General features: G+C 65.0%; 24 protein-coding genes. 12 read left to right on the top strand and 12 right to left on the bottom strand.

Annotated elements, in window-relative coordinates:
* Positions 1–3: 3 nt before the first annotated feature.
* Complete coding sequence (locus ABE093_RS07755; RefSeq protein ID WP_430760311.1) at positions 4–1494, bottom strand: aminotransferase class III-fold pyridoxal phosphate-dependent enzyme; 1491 nt, start codon at positions 1492–1494, stop codon at positions 4–6.
* A 144-nt stretch (positions 1495–1638) separates the two neighbouring features.
* Between ABE093_RS07755 and ABE093_RS07750 the strand changes: the two genes are divergently transcribed.
* Both ABE093_RS07750 and queA read left to right on the top strand, forming a co-directional pair.
* Entirely contained in the window at positions 1639–2070 is a 432-nt protein-coding gene (locus ABE093_RS07750; protein WP_430760310.1) for an Lrp/AsnC family transcriptional regulator, read from the top strand.
* Positions 2071–2437: 367 nt separating this feature from the next.
* Positions 2438–3502, top strand: a complete 1065-nt coding sequence (gene queA, locus ABE093_RS07745; protein ID WP_430760309.1) for a tRNA preQ1(34) S-adenosylmethionine ribosyltransferase-isomerase QueA — start codon at positions 2438–2440, stop codon at positions 3500–3502.
* On the opposite strand, the gene ABE093_RS07740 is transcribed toward queA, so the two are convergent.
* Positions 3489–4532, bottom strand: coding sequence for a lysozyme inhibitor LprI family protein (locus ABE093_RS07740; protein ID WP_430760308.1), 1044 nt, complete (start codon positions 4530–4532; stop codon positions 3489–3491). The two genes, queA and ABE093_RS07740, sit on opposite strands and share 14 nt — an antisense overlap.
* A gap of 44 nt (positions 4533–4576) precedes the next feature.
* Here ABE093_RS07740 and tgt point away from each other — a divergent pair, with 44 nt between their 5' ends.
* The 6 genes from tgt to ABE093_RS07710 all read left to right on the top strand — a co-directional run bounded on the left by tgt (position 4577) and on the right by ABE093_RS07710 (position 12292).
* Positions 4577–5719 carry a tRNA guanosine(34) transglycosylase Tgt gene (gene tgt / locus ABE093_RS07735; RefSeq protein ID WP_430760307.1) on the top strand — a complete coding sequence of 381 codons (1143 nt, stop codon included), beginning with the start codon at positions 4577–4579 and terminating at the stop codon, positions 5717–5719.
* A 58-nt stretch (positions 5720–5777) separates the two neighbouring features.
* Positions 5778–6122, top strand: a complete 345-nt coding sequence (yajC, locus tag ABE093_RS07730) for a preprotein translocase subunit YajC (protein ID WP_430760306.1) — start codon at positions 5778–5780, stop codon at positions 6120–6122.
* 50 nt (positions 6123–6172) lie between these two features.
* Positions 6173–8053 (top strand): protein translocase subunit SecD, encoded by a 1881-nt coding sequence (gene secD / locus ABE093_RS07725; RefSeq protein ID WP_430760305.1) that lies wholly within the window; start codon positions 6173–6175, stop codon positions 8051–8053.
* Between the two features lie 22 nt (positions 8054–8075).
* The gene (gene secF / locus ABE093_RS07720) at positions 8076–9044 is read left to right on the top strand and encodes a protein translocase subunit SecF (RefSeq protein WP_430760304.1); all 969 of its coding nucleotides are present in this window, start codon (positions 8076–8078) and stop codon (positions 9042–9044) included.
* A 198-nt stretch (positions 9045–9242) separates the two neighbouring features.
* Positions 9243–9695 carry a hypothetical protein gene (locus tag ABE093_RS07715; RefSeq protein WP_430760303.1) on the top strand — a complete coding sequence of 151 codons (453 nt, stop codon included), beginning with the start codon at positions 9243–9245 and terminating at the stop codon, positions 9693–9695.
* Positions 9692–12292, top strand: a complete 2601-nt coding sequence (locus ABE093_RS07710) for a hypothetical protein (protein ID WP_430760302.1) — start codon at positions 9692–9694, stop codon at positions 12290–12292. Before ABE093_RS07715 ends, ABE093_RS07710 begins: the two co-directional genes overlap by 4 nt.
* A gap of 71 nt (positions 12293–12363) precedes the next feature.
* On the opposite strand, the gene ABE093_RS07705 is transcribed toward ABE093_RS07710, so the two are convergent.
* The gene (locus ABE093_RS07705; RefSeq protein WP_430760301.1) at positions 12364–13191 is read right to left on the bottom strand and encodes an inositol monophosphatase family protein; all 828 of its coding nucleotides are present in this window, start codon (positions 13189–13191) and stop codon (positions 12364–12366) included.
* Positions 13192–13266: 75 nt separating this feature from the next.
* Between ABE093_RS07705 and ABE093_RS07700 the strand changes: the two genes are divergently transcribed.
* Entirely contained in the window at positions 13267–14061 is a 795-nt protein-coding gene (locus ABE093_RS07700; protein ID WP_430760300.1) for an RNA methyltransferase, read from the top strand.
* Here ABE093_RS07700 and ABE093_RS07695 read toward each other — a convergent pair.
* Together ABE093_RS07695 and ABE093_RS07690 are read right to left on the bottom strand one after the other, a co-directional pair.
* Positions 14050–14706 carry an exopolysaccharide biosynthesis protein gene (locus tag ABE093_RS07695; RefSeq protein ID WP_430760299.1) on the bottom strand — a complete coding sequence of 219 codons (657 nt, stop codon included), beginning with the start codon at positions 14704–14706 and terminating at the stop codon, positions 14050–14052. The two genes, ABE093_RS07700 and ABE093_RS07695, sit on opposite strands and share 12 nt — an antisense overlap.
* Complete coding sequence (locus ABE093_RS07690; RefSeq protein WP_430760298.1) at positions 14699–16006, bottom strand: hemolysin family protein; 1308 nt, start codon at positions 16004–16006, stop codon at positions 14699–14701. Before ABE093_RS07690 ends, ABE093_RS07695 begins: the two co-directional genes overlap by 8 nt.
* Positions 16007–16071: 65 nt before the next feature.
* Here ABE093_RS07690 and ABE093_RS07685 point away from each other — a divergent pair, with 65 nt between their 5' ends.
* Positions 16072–16398, top strand: coding sequence for an MGMT family protein (locus ABE093_RS07685; RefSeq protein ID WP_430760297.1), 327 nt, complete (start codon positions 16072–16074; stop codon positions 16396–16398).
* A 6-nt stretch (positions 16399–16404) separates the two neighbouring features.
* On the opposite strand, the gene ABE093_RS07680 is transcribed toward ABE093_RS07685, so the two are convergent.
* A complete protein-coding gene (locus tag ABE093_RS07680; RefSeq protein WP_430760296.1) occupies positions 16405–16983 on the bottom strand; it encodes a 2OG-Fe(II) oxygenase in 579 nt (192 codons plus the stop codon).
* Positions 16984–17058: 75 nt separating this feature from the next.
* Between ABE093_RS07680 and ABE093_RS07675 the strand changes: the two genes are divergently transcribed.
* Positions 17059–17697 carry a rhomboid family intramembrane serine protease gene (locus ABE093_RS07675; RefSeq protein ID WP_430760295.1) on the top strand — a complete coding sequence of 213 codons (639 nt, stop codon included), beginning with the start codon at positions 17059–17061 and terminating at the stop codon, positions 17695–17697.
* 3 nt (positions 17698–17700) lie between these two features.
* On the opposite strand, the gene ABE093_RS07670 is transcribed toward ABE093_RS07675, so the two are convergent.
* The gene (locus ABE093_RS07670; protein ID WP_430760294.1) at positions 17701–19710 is read right to left on the bottom strand and encodes a M13-type metalloendopeptidase; all 2010 of its coding nucleotides are present in this window, start codon (positions 19708–19710) and stop codon (positions 17701–17703) included.
* 137 nt (positions 19711–19847) lie between these two features.
* A complete protein-coding gene (locus ABE093_RS07665) occupies positions 19848–21878 on the bottom strand; it encodes a M13 family metallopeptidase (RefSeq protein WP_430760293.1) in 2031 nt (676 codons plus the stop codon).
* 167 nt (positions 21879–22045) lie between these two features.
* On the opposite strand from ABE093_RS07665, the gene ABE093_RS07660 reads away from it, so the two are divergent.
* A complete protein-coding gene (locus ABE093_RS07660; protein WP_430760292.1) occupies positions 22046–23419 on the top strand; it encodes an MBL fold metallo-hydrolase RNA specificity domain-containing protein in 1374 nt (457 codons plus the stop codon).
* A 35-nt stretch (positions 23420–23454) separates the two neighbouring features.
* On the opposite strand, the gene phoU is transcribed toward ABE093_RS07660, so the two are convergent.
* From phoU to pstC, 4 genes are read right to left on the bottom strand one after another with little or no spacing between them, the layout of a single operon-like run.
* Positions 23455–24168 carry a phosphate signaling complex protein PhoU gene (gene phoU, locus ABE093_RS07655; protein WP_430760291.1) on the bottom strand — a complete coding sequence of 238 codons (714 nt, stop codon included), beginning with the start codon at positions 24166–24168 and terminating at the stop codon, positions 23455–23457.
* Positions 24169–24184: 16 nt separating this feature from the next.
* Complete coding sequence (gene pstB / locus ABE093_RS07650) at positions 24185–25003, bottom strand: phosphate ABC transporter ATP-binding protein PstB (protein ID WP_430760290.1); 819 nt, start codon at positions 25001–25003, stop codon at positions 24185–24187.
* A 19-nt stretch (positions 25004–25022) separates the two neighbouring features.
* Complete coding sequence (pstA, locus tag ABE093_RS07645) at positions 25023–25910, bottom strand: phosphate ABC transporter permease PstA (RefSeq protein WP_430760289.1); 888 nt, start codon at positions 25908–25910, stop codon at positions 25023–25025.
* Positions 25910–26893, bottom strand: a complete 984-nt coding sequence (gene pstC, locus ABE093_RS07640) for a phosphate ABC transporter permease subunit PstC (protein WP_430760288.1) — start codon at positions 26891–26893, stop codon at positions 25910–25912. The genes pstA and pstC overlap by 1 nt, the downstream gene beginning before the upstream one ends.
* Positions 26894–26898 lie beyond the last annotated feature (5 nt).

Raw genomic sequence — 26898 nt, 5'->3', positions numbered from 1 at the left:
ATATCAGGCCGCCTTGTCCTGCGCCTCGCGCGGGCCTTCCAGCAGCGAACGCTTGACCATTGCGACGACGAGGTCGAGTTCGTCTTCCTGCATCGCGAAGCGCGGAGTGAAGCGCAACGAGTTGGCGCCGCCGTGGATCACGCCGATGCCCCGTTCGCGCAGCCACTCCTCGGTGGAACCGGTGCCGTAGCCCTTGAAGCCCGGCGCGAGTTCGCAGGAGAACAGCAGGCCGGTGCCCTGGACCTTGGTGATCAGCCCGGTTTCCTGCTTCACCGCTTCGAGTTTGGCCAGCGCCTGCTTGCCGCGTTCGCGGATGTTGGCGCGCAGCTCCGGGGTGAGGCTCTTCAACACCACGCAGGCGACGTCGAGCGCGCGCGGATTCGCGGTCATCGTGTTGCCGTAGAGGCCACGCTTGTAGGCGTTGGTCGCGCGTTCGCCGGCGGCGAGCACCGACAGCGGGAACTGGCCGGCATTGAGCGCCTTGGAATAGGTTTCCATGTCGGGCGCGTCGGCGTCTTCGAAGCCGGGATAGTCGACGATTGAGAGATAACCGGTGGCGCGCAGGCCGGCCTGGATCGAATCGATCAGCATCAGGCTGCCGTGGTCGCGGGTCAGCGTGCGCACGGCATCGTAGAACGCACGCGGCAGCGAGCGGCCGGGATCGCCTTCGCCCATCACCGGTTCGAGGTAGACCGCTTCGATGAACCAGCCGTTCTTTTCGGCGTCCGCAAAAACTTGCTTCAACGCGTTGACGTCATACGGTTCGATGGTGATGACGCTGTGTTCGCCGCGATAACTGGCGAGGTATTGCACATAGGTCTTGCGCGAGGAATCGGAATACAGCGCCGGCTTGTCGGTGCGGCCATGGAAGCTGCCCTTGACCACGACACGGCGGATTTCCTTGCCGGCGTGGCGCGCGCCCGGGTCGGTCATCGTTTTCGCATTGGCATCGACGATGCGCGAAGCCAGCGAGACCGATTCCGAACCGGAGTTGAGGCACATGAAGCTGGTGTAGGGACAGCCGCCACGAGTCTGCCCGATCTCCTTGCGCATCGCGATGTCGAAACGCAGCTGGGCGACGTTCGGCGTCATGATGTTGGCGAGCGCCTGCGGCTTGGCCATCGCGTCGAGCACGCCCTGCGGGGCATGGCCGAGGCCGAGCATGCCATAACCGCCACTGTCGTTCAGCACTGCGCCCTTGAGGGTGACGACCCACGGGCCGCGTGCGACCAGCGCCACGTACGGGTTCACCGCATCGGCGGCGTAGAAATTGAGGAAGCCGGACTGCACGTGCTGGATCTGCGCGTTTTCCTCGAGGTCGAGCAGCTCGGGGAAGTCGGCCTTGATGTCGAGGTAGGCCGACGCAGCGGCGGCGATCGCCTCGCCGAGTTCGGGGTGGCGCGAGGCGAAGTCGAGGATGGTGGCGTCGTCGAGGCCGGTGGTGCGCTGGCCGCCGTGTGAGCGGAGCAGGGCGAGGGTATCGATCAGGCTCATGTCGTGGTCTCCCGGTCTGGCGCCCGCATCCTTGGGCCGGATACGCGGCAATCTCCCATTATCGCGGGATTCGCGCCGATCGACAGGTGCATTTCGACCAAACGCCGGGTTATTCTGGTCGAAACGACTTATCAATCCGACGATATGAGTATTTCTGCCGCCGACGAATTGCTGCTGTCCGTACTCCGCGAGAACGCGCGTGCATCCACCGCCGAGATCGCTCGCAAGCTCGGGCTGTCGCGGACGACGGTGCAGAACCGCATTGCACGGCTGGAACAGTCCGGCGTGATCGGCGGTTACACGGTGCGGGTCGATGACGAATACGAGCGCAGCCGCATTCGCGCACACATCATGATCACGGTGCGGCCGAAGCAGATGGCGACGGTGGTGAAGGCGTTGCAGGCGATGCGCGAGGTGCGGGTGCTGTACTCGATCAGCGGCGGTTACGACCTGATCGCGCAGGCGACGACGGCGACGGTTGGCGAGATGGACGTGCTGACCGATCGCATCGGCGCAATCGATGGGGTGGAGCGCACGACGTCGTCGATCATTCTCTCCACCAAATTCGAGCGGTAGGCGGCAGAGCATCGCACGCGCTGGCTACGCGGGAGGCCAGCTCCGGTGCGTGGGCCGCCGCAAGTACGTCCATGTAGGCTCGTGCGCCGCATCCATGCGGCGCAACGCCCACGCTCCGGACTGGCGCACCCGCGGCCGCGCGCGTGTTGTTGCTTCCTGAGAGAGAAGCGAAAAGCCCGTCACCGGCAGCGCCTATGCGGTTCGTCCGTATGGCCGACCATTCCGCCGCATGGATGCGGCGGATGAGCCTACATGGACGTATTCACGGCGTGTCGGCCATATGGATAACCGCGATAGGCGCTCAGCCGGGCGATACGCTTCACGAGAACACGGCGCGCGTCTGCACTCCACAGCTAAAATAGGTGGCGTGAAAACCTCCGACTTCCGCTTCGACCTGCCACCCGAACTGATCGCCCAGCAACCGCTTGCCGAACGATCCGCCAGTCGCCTGCTGGTCGTGCCGCCGGGCGACGAGGCGTTTGCCGATCGCAGCATCCGCGATTTGCCGCAGCTGCTGTGCGCAGGCGACCTGCTGGTCTTCAACGATACCCGGGTGATTCCGGCGCGACTGTTCGGGCGCAAGGCCACCGGCGGGCACGTCGAGATCCTGATCGAACGCCTGCTTGGCGACGACGTGGTGAAGGCCCAGGTCGGCGCGAGCAAGACGCCGAAGCCGGGTTCATTGATCGAACTCGACGGCGGCGGCAACGCCGAAGTGATCGATCGCGACGAACGCGGATTCTTCACTTTGCGCTTCCACGTCGAAGGCGAGTTGACTGAATGGCTGCAGCGTGTCGGCCAGCTGCCGTTGCCGCCTTACATCGAGCGCACGCCGGACGCCGCCGACGCCGAGCGCTACCAGACGGTGTTCGCCGAACGTGCCGGTGCGGTGGCGGCGCCGACCGCTGGCCTGCACTTCGACGAAGCCTTGCTGCAGGCCTTGCGCGATCGCGGCGTCGACTATGCGCGGATCACCTTGCACGTTGGTGCAGGCACGTTCCAGCCGGTGCGCGTCGACAACCTCGACGACCATCGCATGCATTCGGAATGGATCGACGTGCCGCAGGCATTGGTCGACAAGGTGCGGGCGACGCGTGCCGCCGGCGGTCGCGTGATCGCGGTCGGCACCACGGTGCTGCGCGCACTGGAAAGCGCCTGGGTCAAGAGTCGTGCGATGACATCCGATGACCTGCAGCCGTTCTCGGGCGAGACCGACATCTTCATTTATCCCGGCATCCCGGTGCGCAGCGTCGATGGTCTTGTCACCAATTTCCACTTGCCGGAAAGCACGCTGCTGATGCTGGTCAGCGCCTTCGCCGGGCGCGAACGCATTCTCGCCGCCTACGAACACGCCGTGCGCGAGCGCTATCGTTTCTTCAGCTATGGCGACGCGATGTTGCTGTGGCCGCAGGACGACGTCAGTCGGAAATGATGTCGATCAGCGCGCCGTTGCGGTCGCGTGTCAGCCACGCGCGCCAGGCGTCGGCGGTGACAGCCGGATAGCGGGCGGCAGCGAATCGAACCCAGGCATCGCGATAGCCCAGCCACAGGCGCTGGGTCGTGCGCACGCCTTCCGCAGTCACCGTTCCGTATGGGCCGGAATCGGGGTTGGCGTTCAATCGCGCCAGCACTTTCTTGTAGGTCGCGTTCAAGCCGCGATCGGCGGCGATGAAATCCTGCGCGCGCATTTTCGGAAACTTGCCGCGTTCGAAATTCGCGACATCCGTGAGCAGGGCCTTGTCGAGGTTGTCGTAGGCGGCTTCGGCAATCGCGCCGCGTGCAGTGCCGCTCATGTCGTTTTCTTCGGTAGACACGCTCTCGAAGTAGGCTTCCGCGGCCTTGCGCAGTTCCGTGAGCGCGGTGCGTTGCGTCGGCGACCACGAAGATTGCAATGACGCCCACTGCGTTTCGCGTTGCGTCCGTGCGGAATCGCCATCGCGTGCCGCGCATTGGCCTTCCATCATGCCGCTGGTGATGTCGTCGCAGATGTCCAGGGGCTTGCGGTCCTTGCCGCTGGCGATGGCATCGAGATGCTCCAGCCGCCCGCTCACTTCCATCGGGGCGCCGTCGTATTCGCAGGCGAAACGCTTGGCGAGGGGAATGTTGCGGGCCACGCCTTCGCCATTGGCGTAGATCATCATCAACAGGCCGCTACCGCCGAAGACCGTCCCCTGATCCTGGATCGACTTGCCGTCGCCGCGTTCAAGGTAGGCGCATTGGCGTGCAGCCGCGACATCGCGCCCGGCGCCCTTGCCATCCTTGCCGTAATAGAGCGCCTGCGCATCGCATTGTTGCGGGGCATTGCCGATATCGCGTGTCGGAACCGGAATATCGGCCCACTTTCTGCATTCGGCCTGATAGGGCCACTCCGATTCTCCGGGCGCTGCCGCCAGCAGCGGACTCGACAGCAGCAGGCCGATGGCGACGATCGCGGAATGGCGCATGGAATTGGGTCGGGTCATGGCGAAAACGATGGATGGCGATGGCATCGCCCATAATAGACAGGATGTCCCGGATGAATTTCGAACTCCTCGCCACCGATGGCGCCGCCCGCCGTGGCCGCCTGACCTTCCCGCGCGGCACGGTGGAAACGCCGGCCTTCATGCCCGTCGGCACCTACGGTTCGGTCAAGGGCGTGCTTCCGCAGCAGGTCCGCGACCTCGGCGCGGAAATCATCCTCGGCAACACCTTCCATCTCTATCTGCGTCCCGGCCTCGATGTCATCGGCGCGCATGGCGGCCTGCATGGCTTCACTCGCTGGAACGGCCCGATCCTCACCGACTCCGGCGGCTTCCAGGTGTTCTCGCTGGCGCATCGCCGCAAGATCACCGAAGAGGGCGTGACCTTCGCCGCGCCGACTGACGGCAGCAAGGTCTTCCTCGGCCCCGAGGAATCGATGCACATCCAGAAGGTGCTGGATTCAGACATCGTGATGATCTTCGACGAGTGTCCGCCGGTGCATGTCGATGGCAAGCCGGTCGATCCGCGCATCGTCGAACGCTCGATGGAGCTGTCGCTGCGCTGGGCCGCGCGCAGCAAGCGCGCCCACGAAGGCAATGACGCCGCGTTGTTCGGTATCGTCCAGGGCGGCGTCCATCGCGACCTGCGCACCCGCTCGGCGGAAGGGCTGAAGGAGATCGGCTTCGACGGCTATGCGGTCGGCGGCCTCGCCGTCGGCGAAACCGAGGACGAGCGCAACGCCATGCTCGAACACACGGTGCCGCAGCTGCCGGTGGATCGTCCGCACTACCTGATGGGCGTCGGCCGTCCCGAGGACCTGGTCGAAGGCGTGGCGCGCGGCATCGACATGTTCGACTGCGTGATGCCGACCCGCAACGCCCGCAACGGCCACTTCTTCACCGCCACCGGCACCATCCGCATCCGCAATTCGAAATACGAGAAGGATCTGCGACCGATCGAGGAGGGCTGCGATTGCGAGGCCTGCGCCGGCGGCTACAGCCGCGCCTACCTGCGCCACCTCGACCGCTGCAACGAGATGCTGGCCCCGATGCTCGGCACCCTCCACAACCTGCGCTACTACCAGCGCCTGATGGCCCAGATGCGCGATGCGATCGCCATGGGCCGTTTCAGTGATTTCCGTCAGGCTTTCTACGCTGCCAGGGCAGGGAACCCGGCCGCCGAGGCTTGAAAGCCGGGCTGTGGGCCCGCATGGCATAATCTCCCGTTACGTTTTCGTGAGACTGCCGATGTCCCCGCTCGACTTCCTGATCGCGCCCGCCGCGGCCCAGACCGCCCAAGCCGCGCCGCCGCCGGGTGGTGGCCTGTCCATGCTCGTCATGGTGCCGGTGTTCATCCTGCTGATGTACTTCATGGTGATCCGCCCGCAGTCCAAGCGCGCCAAGGAACACAAGGCGTTGATGGACAAGCTGTCCAAGGGCGACGAAGTGCTGACCAACAGCGGCATCGCCGGCGTCGTCACCGATATCGGCGAGAACTTCGTCACCGTCGAAGTGGCCGACAACGTGCGCATGCGCGTCCAGCGCGGCGCCATCGCCAACGTGTTGCCGAAAGGCACGCTGAAGAACGCCTGACCTCCGATTGACCCTCGATGCGCCCGCGGATGCGGGCGCAGGTGCCGCCCATGCTTGAGTTCGCCCGCTGGAAATACCTCGTCATCGTCCTCGTGCTCGCTTTCTGCACGATCTATGCGATGCCCAATCTCTATCCGCAGGATCCTTCGGTGCAGGTCACCGCAGCCAATGGCGCGGTGGTCGATGCCGTGCTCAAGGGCAAGGTGAATGCCGCGCTGGCTTCGGCGAAGATCACGCCGAAGGCCGAGGAAACCGACGCCAAGGGGCGCCTGCTGATCCGCCTGAACAACCAGGGCGACCAGACCAAGGCCAGCGACGCGATCAAGCCGGTGTTGGGCGAGGGTGAAACCACCGCGCTCAACCTGTTGCCGACCGTGCCGAAGTGGCTGAGTTCGATGGGCGCCAAGCCGATGTCGCTCGGCCTCGACTTGCAGGGCGGCGTGCACTTCCTGATGCAGGTGGACGAGAAGGCCGCGCTCGAGAAGAAGCTCGAAGGCACCGCCGACACCGTGCGCGCGCTGTTGCGCGACAAGTCGGTGACCTTCGGATCGGTCGACCGCATGCCCGACCAGACCGTGGTCGCGACGCTGCCGGCGGCTGCCGATGCCGACAAGGCCAAGCAGGTGATCGATGCCGGCCTGCGCGCCAACGCTGCCGGCGGCACGAATCCCTACACCACTGCAGTGCGTGGCAACCAGGTGGTGTTGAGCCTGACGACGCAGGATTCCGCCAAGGTCGCGGTCGACGCGATCGACCAGAACCGCGCGGTGATCGCCGACCGCATCAGCGGACTTGGCGTGGCCGAGCCGGTGCTGCAGCGCCAGGGCAACGATCGCCTGGTGGTTGAACTGCCGGGCCTGCAGGACACCGCCGAAGCCAAGCGCCAGATCGGCGCGACCGCGACGCTGGAGTTCCGCGCCGTGACCGGTGACGAGCTGACCGCTGCGGAAGCGCAGCGCAGCGGCAACGTGCCGCCGGATTCCAAGCTCTACCACTTCGAGGACGGTCGCCCGATCCTGCTGTCCAAGCGCATCCTGGTCAGCGGTGACGAACTGTTGAACGCGCAAGCGGTCCCGGATCAAAAGACCGGCCTGCCGTCGGTGACGGTGACGCTGACCGCGGCTGCCGGCAAGCGCATGTTCGACCACACCGTCAACAACGTGCACAAGCGCCTGGCGACGGTTTACATCGATCGCATCCCGACCGTCACCAAGGATGCCGACGGCAAGGAAGTGCGCGGCTCGCGCGTGCAGGAACGCGTGATCGCCGCGCCGGACATCAATGAACCGTTCGGCGCCAACTTCCTCACCACCGGCCTCACCCAGCAGCAGGCGACCGACCTGGTCCGCCAGCTGAAGTCGGGTGCGCTGGCGGCGCCGATGGACTTCGTCGAGGAATACGTGATCGGCCCGAGCCTCGGCGCCGAGAACGTCAGCCGCGGCATCAGGGCCGTGGTGTTCTCGTTCCTGTTCACCCTCGGCTTCTTCACCATTTACTACCGCATGTTCGGCGTGATCACCTCGGTGGCGCTGCTGTTCAACCTGCTGATCGTGGTGGCGGTGATGTCGCTGTTCGGCGCGACGATGACGCTGCCCGGTTTCGCCGGCCTGGCGCTGTCGGTCGGTCTGTCGGTCGACGCCAACGTGCTGATCAACGAACGTATCCGCGAAGAGTTGCGACACGGCATGCCGCCCAAGGCGGCGATCGCGACCGGTTACGAGAAGGCCAGCCACACCATCTTCGACGCCAACCTGACCGGCCTGATCGTTGGCGTGGCGCTGTATGCCTTCGGCAGCGGACCGCTGAAGGGCTTCGCGTTGACGATGATCATCGGCATCTTCGCCTCGATGTTCACCGCGATCACGGTGTCGCGCGCACTGGCCACGCTGATCTACGGCCGTCGCAAGCACCTCAAGTCGATCGCCATCTGATCGGGCCACGGAAACGATATCCATGAAACTGTTCCCGCTCCATATCCTTCCCAACGACACCAAGATCGACTTCATGCGGCCGAGCCGGCCGATCCTGGTGTTGATGCTGCTGTTGTTGATCGGCTCGATCGCCGTCATCGGCCTCAAGGGCTTCAACTATGCGCTGGAATTCACCGGCGGCACCGTCGTGCGCGCGCACTTCGCCCAGCCGGTCGAGACCAACCACGTCCGCGACCAGCTCACCAAGGCCGGTTTCCACGACGCGCTGGTGCAGAACGCCGGCACCGGCAACGACGTGATCATCCGCCTACAGCCGCAGGGCGAGCACAACAACGCCGACGACGCATCGCGCAAGATCTCCGAGCAGGTGCGCCAGGCGGTCAATACCGACGCCAATCCGGTCGCCGTGCAGCCCGGCGAATTCGTCGGCCCGCAGGTCGGCAAGGACCTCGCCAAGAACGGTCTCTACGCGACCATCTTCATGTTGGTCGGCTTCCTGATCTACATCGCCTTCCGCTTCGAATTGAAGTTCGCGATCGTGGCCAGCATGACCGCGTTCTTCGACCTGATCCTGACCATCGCCTACATGTCGCTGCTCGGCCGCGAGTTCGACCTGACCGTGCTTGCCGGCCTGCTTTCGGTGATGGGCTTCGCGATCAACGACATCATCGTGGTCTTCGACCGTGTCCGCGAAAATTTCCGCACGCTGCGCGTCGATGCCAACGAAGTGCTGAACCGTTCGATCAACCAGACGCTGTCGCGCACGGTGATCACGGCGGTGATGTTCTTCCTGTCGGCGATGGCGCTGTACATGTACGGCGGCCGCACCATGGAAGGCCTGGCCGAAACGCACATGATCGGCGCCGTGATCGTGGTGATCTCCTCGGTGATCGTGGCGGTTCCGTTGCTGGCCATCGGCCCGTTCAAGGTGTCGCGCCAGGACCTGCTGCCGAAGGCCAAGGACGACGCGGCACTGGCTCGCCGTCCGTAAGCCGAGGCTCCATCAGCGCAACGCAAACGCCCGGTCATGCCGGGCGTTTTTGTTTTGAGGAAGCGGGCATGGATAATATGATGGCCGTCACAAATATTTGGTAGAGTGCGCTGGTTGGACAATGTCCACCCATGCAGAAATCGCTTCGACGACTGCCGATCATTTCGCGAGCCAGAACAAACAGGAAGGTGTTTCGCCATGAACAGTGATGCAGCGGGCTCGACTTTTTCTCCCTTTGATTGGGTGCAGTTCCCCCAAGGACGGGCGAGATTCGCCGGAACCTTCCGTTGCTGGGATGAGACAGGGCGCAAGACGTTTGCGCTGGAACTCCACGGAAGAGAATATTTCGGTGAGATCAAACGGTCGTATCTGGAAAACCAGAACGATTACAACATCGCGATCGATGCCTTTGGTTATGGCCGAGGCGAAGACGTCGGCATGCCAGGCGCGGACGCGCGCGGAGTTTTCACGGCGGACGACGAGGTCATTGCACACAACCTCGTGATCCAGCTCATCCAGGCTGGCCTGGAATACGCCGATCCTCCGACGGTCCTGGACCAGACGGAGACATCCCGGTTCATGGGGAAGGTCGAGTTCCAGGATGGATGGATTCTCGTCGCTGCGGAGGTTGGCGGGACGGTGATGCAATGACCGACTATTCCGGCCAGATCGAGCAGATCAAGAAAGCGAATTCGCTGGAGGAAATCCAGGAGGTCGCGCGAAAATTCTCCGCGAAGGCTTCCGGCGAAGGCGGCATTCTCTATAGCCGCCCTGTTGGCGGGGTAAATTCGGAGGCCATCGCGCTTGAGCTCTCGGAAAAAACCGGACTTCCGATCATCAACAAGACGCCGCGCGCGGAATTCCTGTCGGACAATGGCGTCAAACAGGCCATAGAAAGGTCTGCGCAGAGGATTTTCGAGAAACAGGGATACGCGGCAGAAGCAGCGGAAAAATTGGCCGCGAGCTTCCAGTATGGTGATTCCGAAGCGATAGCCCGCAGCGCGACCTCACTGGAAGGTTGCCTGTGGGGCGAGGCATCGCACGAATTCGCTGGTTCGCTTCGCGGCGATATCAAGTTGGTCGCCAGCGACGCCAACATCAAACGCGTCTTCGGCAAGGTGGAATTGCCCGAAGTACTGAACAATCCCAATGTCAGGACGCTTGGCGGGCAACCCGTTGGTGAACTCAAAGCGCTATATGCGCAGGGCGGTGCCGAAGCGGTGTTGCCGAAGGTGCAGGCGCAGTTCATCGAGGCCGCACCGAAAGGCATATTTGTCGCCCCCGACAATCCCGGGCCTGTCGTCACCAAGGTCACGATCTCGCGCGAAGCTGCTGCGACGCTCGGTACGGATGCGGCGAAATTCACGCCTGCTGCCGAACTGGCGAGTGCGGGCCTTGCCACTGCGCCAACCGGACTGGGCGCACCCATTGCATCCGTAGGCGAAGCAGCAATCAGCGGCGAAGTTGCCGGCGCGACAAAAGGCCTGCGCCCCGGCATGCTGTCGAAAGGCGCGACTGCGGTCGCGGTTGCCGCAGTCGCCTACGACTTCGTCACCACCGGACACCAGGTGCTGAAGCTGGAAGCGCAGGGCAATGCGACGGGCGCGGCATCGGCGAAAACGCATTTCATCGGCCGCAATGTCGGTGGCATCGGCGGCGGGATTGCAGTGGGCTTTCTCTCGGGCGCCGGTTATGGCCTGGTCGCGGGTTCCGAAACCGGGCCGGGGGCATTGGTGACCGGTGCGGTCGGTGGCGTGGTGGGCGGCGTTGGCGGCGCGTTTCTTGGCGAAAAATGGGCCAAGCAGAAGGACATCGAGCGGGTTTTCACCCAGAAGGACAAGGACGGCAACGAATGGCATCGCGATCCCGCCGATCCGAAAGGAACGTGGACGCGCACGGCGGAAACCCAGCAGGTCAAGGCCAACACGACGGTATCGGCGAAGGGCGTGACGCCGGTGTTCGGCAAGGTCCAATACGTCGCCGGCGATGTGCTCGCGAACGAGTTGAACTACAAATCCGCCAACGCATCCTATGAACTTGGATTGGCGAATCTCGCGACGCCGCAGGATCCTTATTCGATTCCGCCGGGAAAGGGCGACAGCAAGGGGATTTCCAGCGAGAACTGGACGCGCGATCCGCAGACGCATGCGTGGACGCGCACGGTCACCACCGAAGTTCTGGAACATGGCATCACGGTCAATCACGGTGAAACCGCCAGTCCGCAACGCGCGGCGGAACTGGAACAGGCATCGAGGTTGATCATCGCGCAGAATGCGGCCAACACGCCTGCCGCGGTCGCGGCGCGTTACCAGGTGGCCTACAACGAGTTTGGATGGAACCGCAACGGCGAAGTTCCGCCTGCGGTGAAGGACGCCGGGACGAAGACCGATATCCTGCAGGCATCCGATGGCAATACGTACACGCGTGGGGCCAATGGCGAGTGGACCACGCCCGGCATGATCTACGGCACCAACCAGGCCAGCGGCAATATTCGCGAGGAGTTGAACGCGACGCACCAGAGCCAGCAGTCCGGCTTGCAGGAATATTCCAGGCTCGCGGCGGAAGCGCTCGCCAATCCGACATTGCCCAAGCCGGCGACGATGCGCGGCATGGTTGCCGGCGCTTACGCCAGTGCCGGGGTTTCGCGTTCCGAAGCGGAGATCGATGCCGCGACTGCGGCCGTTGCCCGCACGCATGCGCGCGAGGGTATCGGTCAGGGTGGGCATCCGTATTCGCTGGTGTTGCAGCCGGACCCGAAAACCGGTCGTGCGGGACCGAACAGCGCCATCGTGACGTTGATGGACGATGGCCGCGACGGTTTCATGTCCGAAAGCAGGATGGTGCCCAAGGCCATCACCACCTCGGAAGAAATCAAGCAGTCGGCCAAGGAGCCGAAGCCCGAAACGCACGCGCAGTTGTCCCCGACCGATCAGGGCATGTTCGAAAAGATCAGGAACGGTTCGCCACCGCGGATCTCGGACGACCATGTTGGATTGGCCGTGCTGCTGGCCAAGAAGGACGGCATGACGGATTCCGGCAAGATCGGAATCGTGAAGACGTTCGATGACACTTTATATGTCATGGGCACGACACCGGGATTCCGCGTTTCGGTGAACGGCAAGGAACCTGCGCCGCCGTTGAAGGACACCGCGCAAGAAGCGCAGGCACTCGACCAGCAACAGCAACTTGCCCAGAACGCTGGGCAACGCAATCAGGAAGTGCCGGGGCGCAGTGGGCATCCTGCCTGAGAAGAATGCATGGAACGAAAAAACGCCCGGTCATCCCGGGCGTTTTTTGTTTGCAGCGATGAGGCGAAGGGTCAGCCGCGCAAGCTGGCGGCGTAGCCCGAACTCACCACGACCTTCTGCAGCGCATCGCTGAGCTTGAGGTTGCCGGCGATCACCATGCGCGGTGCGATGCCGCGCGAATCGAGCGGGCCGGTTGCCCCGCCATCGGCGGCGATCACGCGGCCACCGGCCTCGCGCACCAGCAGCACGCCGGCGGCGATGTCCCAAGGCTTCACGCCGGCTTCGAAGTAGCCGTCGACGCGACCGCAAGCCACGTAGGCGAGATCGAGCGCCGCTGAACCGGCGCGGCGGATGTCTTCGCCGCCATGTTCGGTCAGCAGCAAGTCGGTGCAACGCAGTTGCGCGCTGAGGCGTTCGCGCTCGCGCGGGGCGAAACCGGTGGCGAGCACCGAGCCCGTCAGGTCCTTGCGATCGGCGACACGGATGCGCACGCCGTTGAGCAACGCGCCGCTGCCCTTGCTGGCGGTGAACAGTTCGTTGCGGATCGGATCGTAGATCACCCCGTGGACCGGCTCGCCGTTCTCGACCATCGCGATCGAGACGCAGTAGTGGGGCAGGCCGCGGATGTAGTTGCTGGTGCCGTCGAGCGGATCGATCACCCAGGTGGTGCGGGTGTTGCCGGACTGGCCGGATTCCTCGCCGAGCACGCCGACGTCGGGCATGGCGCGGCGCAGTTCGCGCACGGCCGCGTCTTCGGCGTCGCGATCGACGTCGCTGGCATAGTCCTGGCGAGCCTTCTCGACCACATTGATCGATTCCAGCCGATTGAGATTGCGCAACAGGATGTTGCCGGCGGCACGCGCCGCCTTGACCATGATGGTGACCGCGGGTTTTTGCATCGCGGGAAAGCCTCGGCTGGAATTGGAAAGAACGGGACCGGCTCCGTGGCCGGTCGGGCAGTTTACCATTCGACGATGGAATCAGCAGAATTGCCCATCAAGGCGCCCGTCAAAGCCGGCCCCGCCGACCGCATTCGCATCGTCCTCGTCGGCACCCAGCACCCGGGCAATCTCGGGTCCGCGGCCCGCGCCATGCGCACCATGGGCTTGACCCGCATGGTGCTGGTCGCGCCGGAAAAGGCGCCGGACCGCGACACCCTGGCGATGGCCGCCGGCGCCGAGGCGCTGGTGCTGGATGCGCCGGTGCACGCCACCCTGGCCGAGGCCGTGGCCGATTGCAGCCTGGTGCTCGGCTGCACCGCGCGCAGCCGTCGCATCGCGCTGGAGGAGCTGGCGCCGCGCGAGGGCAGCGCACGCTTGGTGGATGCGGCCAAGGCAGGTGGGGAAGTCGCGCTGGTGTTCGGGCGCGAACGTACCGGCCTGACCAACGAGGAGCTGCAGCTCTGCCACGCTGCCGTGCACATTCCCTCCGACCCCGAGTTCAGCTCGCTCAACCTCGCAGCAGCGGTGCAGGTGCTCGCCTATGCCGTGCGCGAGACGCTGCTGGAAGGGACTCGCGTCGCATTGGGGGATGAAGACGGCGATCCGCGCGACCAACCGACCACGCACGCCGAGCTGGAAGGCTTCTTCGCGCAGCTGGACGAGACGCTGGAAGCGATCGACTTCCACAAGGGCCGTGCGCCGGAATCGGCATTGCGCAAGCTGCGACGGATCTTCCTGCGCGCCGACCTCAGCACGCGTGAAGTGCGATTGCTGCGCGGCGTGCTCGCCGATGCGCAGCGGATGGCGCGACTCGCGTCAGGAAAGTGATCGCGCGTTCCACCAGCTCTGCAGCGATTGCAGCCACTCGCCGACATTGGCGAGGAGATGGCCGGACAGCAGGCCGACCATGACCGCGACGACGATCGCGGCGATCCACGCGATCACCAGCAGCACGCCGTCCTGTTCCAGCAACGCCAGCGCGAACATCAGCAGCAAGCCGCCGAACAGGTAATTGGTCGCCGGAATCGGCAGCGCCAGCAGCCCACCGGTCACCACCAGCACCAGGCCGCTGATCGCCATCGTCAGCGGATGTTCGAACAACCAGCCGATGCGCGGGCGGATCAGGTGTTCGAGGCGCCCTAGCCAGGGAGAGATGCGCGCGACAAAGCGCGCGAACGCGTCGCGCTTCGGACCCCAGTCGGCGATGCGTCGCGGCAGCCAGACATCCTCGCGCCCGAACAGGAGTTGCGCGCCGAGGAACATCACCAGTGGTCCGCTGATGGCGCCGCCGACCGGAATCGGGATGAAGGCGGGCAGGGTGGCGATCAGCAGCAGGATGCCGAAGCCACGTTCGTCGAAGTCGTCGAGGATGCCGCGCAGCGTCAGGGTGTCACGCGAGGCATCGTTCGCTAGCGAATTCAGCAATGCGCGCGTGCCGCGTTCGTTCGTCGCGCCGCGCTGCGACTCAGGCATCCTGCGCATCCGTCGGCTCGGTCACGCGCTGCACCAGCAGTTTGTCGATGCGCGGGCCGTCAAGGTCCATGACTTCGAAACGCCAGCCGTTCCAGTCGAAATGTTCGCCGACGTGCGGGATGCGGCCGAAATGCGCGATCAGCATGCCGGCGGCGGTGTGGTAATCCAGCTCGTCTTCGTGCGGCAGGCGCATGCTGCCGGTGAGTTCGCGCAATTCGTCGACCGGCAGGCTGCCATCGACGAGCAGCGAGCCGTCCTCGCGCGTGACCACCAGCGGTTCGTCGTCGGCGTGTTCGGCCGATTGCAGGCGGCCGGTGATCGCGCCCATCACGTCGCTGATGGTGACCATGCCGGTGACGTCGCCGTATTCGTCGACCACCAGCGCCAGCGACTGCTGTTCCTCGCGGAAGATCTCCAGCAGCTTGATCGCGTGGGTCGATTCGCTGACGAACAGGCTTTCGCGCAATTCGTCGAATAGCGCCGGGGTCTCTTCGCCAAGGTTGTCGAGCAGCGATTTCACTTCGAGCGTGCCGAGCACGTCGGCGTCACTGCCGCGATAGACCGGGTAGCGCGAGAACGCTTCCTCGCGCATCACCGCGAGGTTCTCGACGACGCTGGCTTCGGCGTCGAGCCAGACGATGCGCGTGCGCGGCGTCATCAGGCTTTCGGCGGTGCGATCGCCGAGACGCATCACCCGCGTCATCATGTTGCGTTCGTCGTCGTCGATCACGCCCTGTTCGTGGCCTTCGCTGACGAGGATCTGGATTTCCTCTTCGGTGATCGCCTGGTCGCCGGCGTTCGACAGTCCGAGCATGCGGACGATGGCCCGGGTGCAGGCCGACAGCAGCCACACCAGCGGCATCGCGATGCGCGAGCAGATCACCATCGGCCATGCGACCACGGAGGCGATGCGTTCCGGTGCGATGGTGGCCACGCGTTTGGGCACCAGTTCGCCCAGCAGGCCGAACACGAACAAGGTGGCGATGAAGCCGAGTACGAAACCGATCCTGTCGGCGTAGGGCGCGAGCAATGGAAGGTCGTGCAGCGGCACTGCGATCTGCTGGCCGATCGATTCGCCACCGAAATAGCCGACCATCAGGCTCAACAGCGAGATCCACAGCTGGACGGCGGAGAGGAAGGAGTCGGGCGCTTCCGCGAGTTCGAGCGCCTTGGCCGCGCCGCTGTTGTGCACGGCCATCGTTTTCAGGCGGCTCTTGCGCGAAGTCACCACCGCGATCTCGGACATCGCGAAGAAGGCGTTGAACACGATCAGCACGGCGACGATGATGAAATTCAGCATTCAGGGATCTTAGCAGGGCGCCGTTGCGGGGCCGTGGCGGGCGTGGGTGCGGGTATCCTGTGGCCATGGACGATGCCCGCTCCGCCATTCTCGCCGCGATTCGCGCGATCCCGCGCGGCCAGGTGCGTGGCTATGGCGAAGTGGCGCGACTTGCGGGTCTTCCCGGACGCGCGCGACTGGTGGCGCGGATCCTGTCCGAGAATGATGACGCCGCGTTGCCGTGGCATCGGGTGCTGCGCAGCGACGGGCGCATCGCCTTTCCCGAGCGTTCGAAGGGGTATCTCGAGCAGAGTCGCCGCTTGAAGGCCGAAGGCGTGAAGGTGGAGTCCGGCCGGGTGCGCGGCGCGCGTGCGGTGCGCAGCGAGGACGAAGCCTTGTGGGGACCGCGCTGACGCGATTCAGTCGCGGCGGAACCAGGCGGCAATGCTGTAGCGATCGCGCCGTGCCGGCAGCACCTCGTGTTCGAGCTCGCTGAGAAAACACACCGACGTCCCGAACATCGGCAGGACATCCTCGCGCGACCCGTCATCGAAATGGATGCGCAGTTCACCGCCATCCTCCGCGCGCCAGTCGCGATTGAGATAACCGACCCACGACACCAGCCGCGAGCCGCTGTCGCGGAAACGGTCGCGATGGCGCGCATAGCTGGCCCCGACGGGGTAGTGCGCGTAATGCGCTTCCACCGATCGGATCGGCAGGCGCAGCGATTCGCGCAATCCGTCGGCAAGCGTGTCCAGGCGTTGCAGCAGGCGCGGGCCGGCGATGCAGGCGGGATCGTCCAGCCACAAGGTGCTGTCGCCGCGCACGGAGGCATCGCCCTGGCGGGATGCGCCACGACCGATGCGCGCGGACTGCAACGCGTCGCGTTGCTGGAGGCTTCGTGCTTCGGCTGCAAGGTCGTCCGCGAGATCGGCGAACAGTCCATCGATCACGCAGGCGCCGCCATTGCACAGCGCATCGGCGATGGCGTCGGCCATCGTATTGGAATGGGCGTTGACGGTCGACAGGCGGGGCACATCCGTATCATATCGGGGCACGCCCACGGAGCCGTCATGTTCAACAACCTGCCACCCGCCACCAAAGCACTTGCCATCGCCAACGTGGTGATTTTCCTGGGGCAATTGGCGCTCCCGCCCGCCGTGTTCGATGCCTTCGAACTGTGGCCGCTGGGTAGCGGCTTCATGCCATGGCAATTGCTGACCTATGGATTCATGCACGGCGGCTGGATGCACCTGTTCTTCAACATGCTGGCCCTGGTGATGTTCGGCGCGCCGCTGGAATACACCTGGCGTACCCGCCGTTTCACCTTCTTCTATCTCGCCTGCGTGATCGGCGCCGGATTGTGCCAGCTCGCGGTCGGTGCCTGGATGACGCACGAAGGCGTGCGCGGTTATCCGACCGTGGGTGCATCGGGCGGCGTGCTCGGCCTGATCCTCGCCTACGGCATGCTGTTCCCGAACCAGAAGCTGATGATCTTCCCGATTCCGTTCTTCATCCCCGCGCGCGTCGGCGTGTTCCTGATCGGCGCGCTCTCGCTGTTCTCGGGGATGACCGGATTCATGCCGGGCGTGGCGCATTTCGCGCACCTCGGCGGCATGCTCACCGGCTGGCTGATCTTGCGTTACTGGCGCGGCCAGCCGCCGTTCGGTCGCGGCGGACGCAAGCCGCCGCAACTCCGCCGGGTCATGTAGCAATCACTTCCAGGGCTGGACGATCGCAGCCGGCGTCAATGCCATCGGCTGTCCGGCCTTGCAGCGATACGTCTGCGCGAATTCCGGCATCGACGCCAGCATGCCGTTGACGCGCCACTTGCCGGGCGCGTAAGGACTGGATGCCTGGTCGATGGCCGCGGCCTGCGGGCCGGATTGCTGCGGCCACAGCCGCGCCCAACCGGCGAAGAACGCGGTGGCATCGGCGGCGGCGACCGCCTGGCCCTTGCCCAGCGCGCCCCAGGCGGCATCGAGTCCGGCGAGGTCGAGCAGCGACTGGTCGCGCACCAGCTGACCGTTCACCATCTTGCCGGTCAGGCCGGGATAGGCCCAGCCGTTGGCCTGGCTGCCCATGCGGGCGAGGCGATCGTTCCATGCGCTGGTGTCGGTCGGGGTCCACCAACTGCGCAGTGCGCCCTTGGCGTCGACCTGCTGGCCGTGGATGTCGATGGCGCGCGCCATTGCGCGCGCGGTGAGCGCACCAAAGCTGCCGTACAGCGCGCCATTGGGTTGCGACATGTCGAGCACCGGCGACTGCAGCATCGCCGCAGTGACGATGACGCGGTTCTGTGCCGGGTCGTAGCCCAGCGCTGGCGACTGCGGCAGCACGTTCCAGCGGCGGTCGGCATTGCCCTTTCCGATGCGCTTCATTTCCTGGCTGTGGCGCCATGTCGACGCGATCAGCATATTGCTGCCAAAGCTGCCGCGGCCCATCGGCTGGATGGTGTAGTCGAGATCGCGCGCAGGCGCGCCGATTTCGATCTTCAGCGCGGCGATCTTGGCGTGCGCTTCGGCCTTGGCGGTGGCGCTCATCCACGTCGATGCCTGCACGTCGGCGTCGAGCGCCTGGCGGATTTCCTGGGCGATGGCATCGGCGCGTTGCTTGCTCGCGGCGGGCAGGTAGCGCGCGGTGTATTCGTGGCCGAGCATCGGGCCTGCGGCAGTGTTGATCGCGTCCAGCACCTGTTGCCAGCGCGGCGGTGCGGCGGCTTCGTTGCGGAAGACCACGCCGCGGAATTGCTGTTCGGCGTCGCGGAAGCTGTGCGAAAGATATGGCGCCATCGCATTGCCAACCTGGTAGCGCAGGTAGGTCTTCCACTGGTTGGCCGGCACCGATTTCACCAGCGCGTCGAGCTGGGTGAAATAGTTGGGATCGGCCATCGAGACGCGGTCGTCGCTCACGCCCTGCGCCTTGAGGAAGTCCGCGAGTTGCAGGTTGCGGTACGCCGCCAGCGATGCCACCGGCACGGCGTTGAAATCGGCGCGCGGATCGGCATTGACCTTGAACGGACGCGACAGTTGCGCCAACCGTGTTTCCAGGCCGATCACCATGTCGAGGTCCTGCGCCAGCTTGTCGGGCTTGCTGCCGGTCAAGGTGAGGATGTTCTCGACGTACTTGCGGTAGCGGACCATGATCGCGTTGATGTCGGGATCCTGGCGCGTGTAGAACCCGGGATCGCCGAGGCCGAGTCCGCCCTGGCTGAAGTAGCCGATGTGGCGGTTGAGATCGTCGAGGTCGATGTCGGCGGCGAAGTTGAAGGCCACCGGGATGCCGACCTGGTGCAGCGCGGCGATCGATGCGGCGACATCGCCGGAACGGCGGATGCCGTCGATGCGCGCGAGCAGCGGCGCGATCGGCTTGGAGCCGTCGGCTTCCACCGCGGCTTCGTCGAGGCCGCTGGCCCAGAAATCGCCGAGCAGCTTCTGCACGTTGTTCTGCGGACCGCTCATCGCGGCGTCGAGCAGGTCGCGTTGCTGTTGCACCGCGCGCGCATCGAGCTGGGCGAAGGCGCTGGTGGCGCCATTGGCGGCCGGCGCCGGGTTGGTGGCCAGCCACGATTTGTTGACGTTGCCGTAGTAGTCCGCGCAATCCGCCGTGACGGCTTCGGCCTTGGTTGCCTTCTTCGGTGCCGCCTTCTTCTTGGCGGCCATGGCGCCGATGGGCGTGGTGGCGATGAGGGCGGCGAGGGCAAGGACGAGCGGGCGTCGGGTCATCGTGCGGGTTCCGAGGGACTATCCGCCAAGTCTAGCAACCGGAGCCGGACGGCTCCTGACAAAGAAGTGACCGGGCCCGGAAACGACAAGGCCCGGCGATGCCGGGCCTTGTCGCATTGCTTGGTTGCAGTGCGCGATTACCAGATCTGCACGCGCTTGTCGCCGGAACGCACCATCGCGTCGCCATCCTTGCACTGGAAGGCCTTGGCGAATGCCGGCATGTTGCTGGGCGCGGCGATCGCGCGGAACTGCGCCGGTGCGTGCGGATCCGAATTCAGCAGCACCAACGCCGCCTTGTCGCGGATGTTGCCGCGCCACACGCGCGCCCAGTTGAGGAAGAAGCGCTGGTCGCGAGTCAGGCCGTCGATCATCGGATCGGGCTTGCCGGCGGTGGCCGCCTGCAGTGCGTCGTAGGCGAAGTTGAGGCCGCCGAGGTCGCCGATGTTCTCGCCCATCGTCAGCTTGCCGTTGACGTGCTTGTCGGGCATCGAGGGAATCGGCGCATAGGCGTCGAACTGCGCGCCGAGCAGGGCGGTGCGTTCATCGAAGCGCTTGCGGTCTTCGGCGGTCCACCAGTTGGCATTGTTGCCCGCGCCGTCGAACTGGCTGCCCTGGTCGTCGAAGCCGTGGCCGGCTTCGTGGCCGATCACCGCGCCGATGCCGCCGTAGTTGATGGCGTCGTCGCCATTGGCATAGAAGAACGGCGGCTGCAGGATCGCGGCCGGGAAGTTGATGGTGTTGTCGGTGGGGTTGTAATAGGCGTTGACGGTCTGCGGCGTCATGCCCCATTCGAGGCGATCGGTCTTCTGGCCGATGTGGTCGAGTTCCCAGCGCTGGTTGAAGGCGCGGGCGGCACGCATGTTGGCGAAGAAGTCGTTCGGCTGGATCTTGAGGTCGTCCCAGCTGCGCCAGTGGTCGGGATAACCGATCTTGGGCAGGAAGGTCGACCACTTGGCGATCGCCTTGGCCTTGGTGGTATCGCTCATCCAGTCGAGGTGTTCGATGCGCGACTTGAGGGCATTGCGCACGTTGTCCACCAGCACCTGGGCGCGGGCCTTGGCATCCGGCGGGAAATAATCCTTGACGTAGAGCTGGCCGAGGCCTTCGCCCATCGCGCCGTTGACCGAGCCGACCACGCGCTTCCAGCGCACTTCCTGTTCCGGCTGGCCGTTGAGCGTCTTGCCGTAGAAGTCGAAGCGTTCGTTCTGGAAGGCTTCCGTCAGCGACGACGATGCACCGTCGATCACGTGCGCGGCGAGATAGTCGCGCCATTCCGCGGCCGGCACATCGGTCAGCATCTTGTCGAATTCGGCGAAGAACTTCGGCTGCGACAGCGAGAAGCCCTTGCCCGGCTTGACATCGATGGCCTTGAAGAACGCGTCCCACTTGAAGTGCGGCGTGATCTGGTTGGCTTCGGCGAGGGTGACGAAGTGGTACTGGTTCTTGGGATCGCGCAATTCGACGCGCGACAGCGACGCCTTGGCCAGGCGCGTTTCGAAGGCGAGCACGTTGTCGGCCTTGCGGGTCGCGTCGGCGGCCTTGGTGCCGGTCATCGTGAACAGCTTGGCCAGGTGGTCGCGATAGGCGGTGCGCAGCGAAGCGTACTCATCCTTGGTGTAGTAGTCGGGCGTGGGCAGGCCGAGGCCACCCTGTCCGGCGAAGGCGATCTGGTTGCTGGCGTCCTTGAAGTCGGCGCCGGAACCGAAGCGGAAGACCTGGCCGGCACCGCGTTCGGTGGCCTTGCCCAGCCATGCGGCGATATCGGCCGGGGTTTTCAGCTTGGCGATGGCGGCGAGCTCGGGCTTGATCGGGTTGTAGCCGGCCTTCTCGATGGCGGCCGAATCCATGCCGCTGCGGTACAGCCAGCCGATCTTCTGTTCCACCGAACCGGCCTTGGCCTGGTCGGCGCCGCCCGCGGCCTTGTTGAGGATGTCGTGCTGGGCGTTGAGGCTCTGTTCGCGCAATGCGTCGAAAGCGCCCCAGCGGGTCTTGTCGGACGGAATCGGATTCGCCTTGACCCACTTGCCGTTGGCGAAGGCATTGAAGTCCTGGCAGGCGGAGACGGAGCGGTCGAGATCGTTGACGTCGTAGACCGACGCCGTGGATTGCGCCAGGGCCAGCGACGGCAACAGGGCAAGGGCAAGCAGGGTGGGACGGATGCGCTTCATGTAGGGGCCGTCATTGGCAGTGGAGTCGACCGTCGACTATAGGCCGAACGTCATGGTCGGAAGGGTGTGGAAAGTCATGGTCGCCTGGTCGGGTCACGCGACTGCGACGCGCTGACCATGGCGGCCGTGCTAGCGTCAGCCAGCCCGATGACGACGCGAGGATGGGGATGAAAGTACGGTTCGAAGGCGCTGCCGACCGGGTGACCGGCTCCCTGCACGTGGTCGAGGCGGCCGGGCACCGGATCCTGCTCGACTGCGGGATGATCCAGGGCTCGGACGCGGAGGAGGCGCTCAACCTCGCGCCATTCGGCTTCGATGTCGCCGGCATCGAGGCGGTGGTGATCAGCCATGCCCACATCGATCACATCGGTCGCCTGCCCCTGCTGGTGGCGCGCGGATACAAGGGGCCGATCCATGCCCAGGCCGCGACCGCCGAACTGATGCCGATCATGCTGATGGACGCGGCGTCGCTGCAGGAAAGCGATGCCGAACGCGCCAATCGCCATCGCCGCGACGGCGAACCCGAAGTCGTGCCGCTGTACACCCGCGAGGACGTGCAGAAGACCCTGCCGCTGATCCGCACCCTCGACTACCACCAGCGCACCCAGATCCTGCCGGGCATCGAGATCAACCTGCTCGATGCCGGCCACATCCTCGGCTCGTGTATCGTCGAAGTGTTCGCGGACGGTCGCAAGCTGGTGTTCTCCGGAGACCTCGGCCCGAAGGGCACGCCGATCATCCGCGATGCGGAGAATCCGCAAACCGCCGATCTCCTGCTGATGGAAAGCACTTATGGCGATCGCGACCACAAGGATCGCGCCGAAACCATCCGCGAACTCGGCGACATCCTGGAAGCGGCGTGGAAGGACGGCGGCAACGTGCTGATCCCGGCGTTCGCGGTCGGGCGCAGCCAGGAATTGCTGTACTGGTTCGCGCGCCATTGGGACGATTGGCAGATGTCGCGCTGGCAGATCTTCCTTGACAGCCCGATGGCGGGGAAAGTCGTGCAGGTCTACGACCACCACCACGAACTCTTCGATGCCGACGCGCAGGACGTGTGGAAGGGCACGCCCAATCCGTTCCGACTGCCCAACCTGCACGTCACCGAATCCGTCGACGAATCGATGGCGATCAACCGCATTCGTAGTGGTGCCATCATCATCGCCGGCAACGGCATGGCCAGCGGCGGCCGCATCCTCCATCACCTCAAGCACGGACTCGACCGCCGCGAAGTGCATGTCGTCTTCGTCGGCTACCAGGCGCAGAACACGCTGGGGCGCAGGCTGGTGAACGGCGCGAAGTCGGTGCGGATCCACGGCGAGGAAATCCACGTCAACGCGCAGATGCACACCGTCGGCGGACTGTCTGCGCACGTCGATCGCAGCGGCCTGCTGGAATGGTATGGCGGTTTCCAGCCGCGGCCGAAGGCCTTGCTGGTCCATGGCGAGGACGATGCTCGGACTGCGCTGGCCGCGGAGATGCACCAGCGCTTCGGCACCGATGTCGAGCTGGCGCACCCCGGCGAGGTTGTCGAGGTGTAAAACGGAAGAGGCCGCGGTGCGCGGCCTCCCGGGTGTCAGCTGACGGTGTTGGAGTCGTCTTTCTTGACCCGCGGCGGCAGCGGGTTGTTCTGGCCCTGCTCGCTGTACCAGATGCCTTCGGCGATGTTGGTGGCGTGGTCGCCGATGCGCTCGAGGTTCTTGGCCATGAACAGCAGGTGCGTGCACGGCGTGATGTTGCGCGGATCTTCCATCATGTAGGTCAGGAGTTCGCGGAACACGCTGGTGTAGCGCAGGTCGAGCTCGGCGTCGTTCTCGCGCACCTGTTGCGCCAGCGCGAGATCGTTGTCGCGGTAGGCGCGCAGCACGTCGCGCATCTGGCGCACGGCCAGGCGCCCGAGCGAAGTGAGTCCGGTGACGTGGGCCAACGGCAGCGGCGGCGCCTTGTTGAGGGCGATCGAACGCTTGGCGAGGTTGGCGGCGTAGTCGCCGACGCGTTCGATGTCGGAGGCGGTGCGCAACGCGGTCAGGATGTAGCGCAGGTCGCGCGCCAGCGGGCCGCCGGTCGCGAGCTTCATCACGTCCTGGCTGATCTCGTTCTCGAGCGCGTCGATGGCTTCGTCGTTGGCGATGATGCGTTCGGCGGCGCGATCATCGCGGCGGTCGATCACGTCGAGCGCGGCCTCGAGCTGGGCTACCGCCATTTCGCCCATCTCCAGCAATTCGCCTTCCAGGCGGTGCTGTTCGACGTCGATGCTCTTCAGGATGTGGTGCTCGTGTTCGCTGGCCATTTCGGTTCTCCCGTAATCAGCCGAAGCGGCCGGTGATGTAATCCTCGGTCTGCTTCTGCGACGGCGCGCTGAAGATGTTCGAGGTGGTGTCGTGCTCGATCAGGTCGCCGAGGTACATGAAGGCGGTGTAGTCGGAAACGCGTGCCGCCTGCTGCATGTTGTGGGTCACGATCGCGATGGTGAAGTCCTGCTTCAATTCCTCGACGAGCTGCTCGATGCGGCTGGTCGAGATCGGGTCGAGGGCCGAGGTCGGCTCGTCGAGCAGCAGCACTTCCGGGCGCAGTGCGACTGCGCGCGCGATGCACAGGCGTTGTTGCTGGCCGCCGGAGAGGCCGAGCGCGTTCTGCGTCAGCTTGTCCTTCACTTCGTCCCACAGCGCGCCCTGGCGCAGCGCCAGTTCGACGCGGTCGTTCATCTCCGACTTCGACAGCTTCTCGTGGTGGCGGATGCCGTAGGCCACGTTGTCGTAGATCGTCATCGGGAACGGCACCGGCTTCTGGAACACCATGCCGACCTTGCTACGCAGGCGGTTCATCGAGTACTTCGGATCGAGGATGTTCTCGCCGTCGAGCAGCACTTCGCCCTTGGCTTCCAGGCCCGGGTACAGCGCATAGATGCGGTTGAAGATGCGCAGCAGGGTCGACTTGCCGCAACCGGAGGGACCGATCAGCGCGGTCACGCGCTTTTCCGGGATCTCCAGCGTGATGTTCTTCAGGGCGTGGAACTTGCTGTAGTAGAAATTGAGATCGCGCGCGGCCAGCTTCGGCGCGGCCGCCGGAGCGGCTTGCGTCGCGTTCGCCACGGCTGGCTTGATGGTGGATCGGGCGTCGTTCATGTCAGGAATCCGGCTCAAGTCAGTCATTGGGAACGTTCTTGCGGAACAGGAAGGTGCGCGCCGCGAGGCTGATCGCGAGCACGAACAGTGTCACCACCAGCGCACCCGCCCAGGCAAGGTGCTGCCAGTTGTCGTCCGGCGCGCCGGCGAACTTGTACATCACCTGCGGCACGCCCGACATCGGATGGAAGATGTCGAGGGTGAAGAAGTCGTTGCCGAGCGCGGTGAATAGCAGCGGCGCGGTTTCGCCGGAGATGCGCGCGATCGACAGCAGGATGCCGGTGACGATGCCGGCGCGGGCCGAGCGGTACAGCACCTGCATGATCACCTTCCACTGCGGCACGCCCAGCGATAGCGCGGCTTCGCGCATCTGCGTTGGCACCAGGCGCAGCATTTCGTCGGTGGTGCGCACCACCACCGGCAGCACGATGAAGGCGAGGGCGATCGCACCAGCGACCGCCGAGAACTGGCCGCCGGTCTGCAGTACGTACATCGCGTAGACGAACAGGCCGAGCACGATCGAGGGCGCCGACATTAGGATGTCGTTGACGAAGCGCACCGCGGTGCCGAGCTTGCTGCGATCGCCGTATTCGGCCAGCCAGGTGCCTGCGGCGATGCCGATCGGCGTGCCGATCAGCACGGCCAGGCCGCACATGATCAGGCTGCCGACGAAGGCGTTGCGCAAACCGCCGCTGGTTTCGCCCGGCGGTGGCTGGTCCTGGGTGAACAGGTGGAACGACAATCCGGGGATGCCGTTCTTGATCAGCGTCCACAGGATCCAGGCGAGGAAGATCAGTCCGAACACCGCGGTGGCGCAGGCCAGCGCGACCGAGATCACGTTGACGATGCTGCGGCGGCGATACAGCGATTGGCGGGCGCGATCCTGCGCGGTGAGAACGGCGGACATTACTTGCCCTCCCTGCGGGCCAGCTGCGCCAGCATCAGGCGCGCCAGCGCCAGCACGACGAAGGTGACGATGAACAGCACGAAGCCGAGCAGCAGCAGCGCGCCGCGTTCCTGTTCGCCGGCTTCGCCGAAGTTGTTGGCGATCAGCGCGGCGATCGTGGTCGACGGTTCCAGCAGCGACTTGGTGAAGTTCACGCTGTTGCCGATCACGAAGGCGACCGCCATGGTTTCGCCCAGCGCGCGACCGAGGCCGAGGAAGACGCCGCCGATCACCGCCGAACGGGTGTAGGGCAGGACGATGTCCCAGGTCACTTCCCACTTGGTCGAACCCAGCGCGTAGGCCGATTCCTTCAGGCGCTGCGGCACGGTGAGGAAGACGTCGCGCATCACCGATGCGATGAACGGAATCACCATGATCGACAGCACGAAGCCGGCCGTCAGCATGCCGGCGCCGATCGGCGGGCCCTGGAACAGGGCGCCGATGACCGGCCAGTTGCCCATGTGCTCGGTCATCCACGGGATGAAGGTGTCGCGCATCACCGGCATCAGCACGAAGAAGCCCCACATGCCGTAGATGATCGAGGGAATGCCGGCAAGCAGTTCGATGGCGAGGCCGATCGGCGTGCGCAATTTGCGCGGCGCGACTTCGGTGAGGAAGAAGGCGATGCCGAAACTCACCGGTACCGCGATCAGCATCGCGATGATGGCGGTGACGATCGTGCCGTAGATCGGCACCAGCGCGCCGAACTTGCCGGCCGGCGGATCCCATTCGGTGGTGGTGAAGAATTCGACGCCGTGCGATTGCAGCACCGCGCGGCCGCCCCACAGCATCGACAGCGCGGCGCCGGCCAGCGTCAGCAGCACGAACACCGCCATCGCGGTCAGCAGCCAGCGGAACAGTTTGTCATTGCGGGCGTCGATGACGTCCCGGCTGCCCGTCGTCGCCGGGCTGGCGGAAGATGCGCTCATTGCGGTCGAGTTCATTCGCG

The organism is Solilutibacter silvestris, from assembly GCF_050574925.1.
Lineage (GTDB): Bacteria > Pseudomonadota > Gammaproteobacteria > Xanthomonadales > Xanthomonadaceae > Solilutibacter > Solilutibacter silvestris_A.
This window is presented reverse-complemented; position numbering and strand designations above follow the sequence as displayed.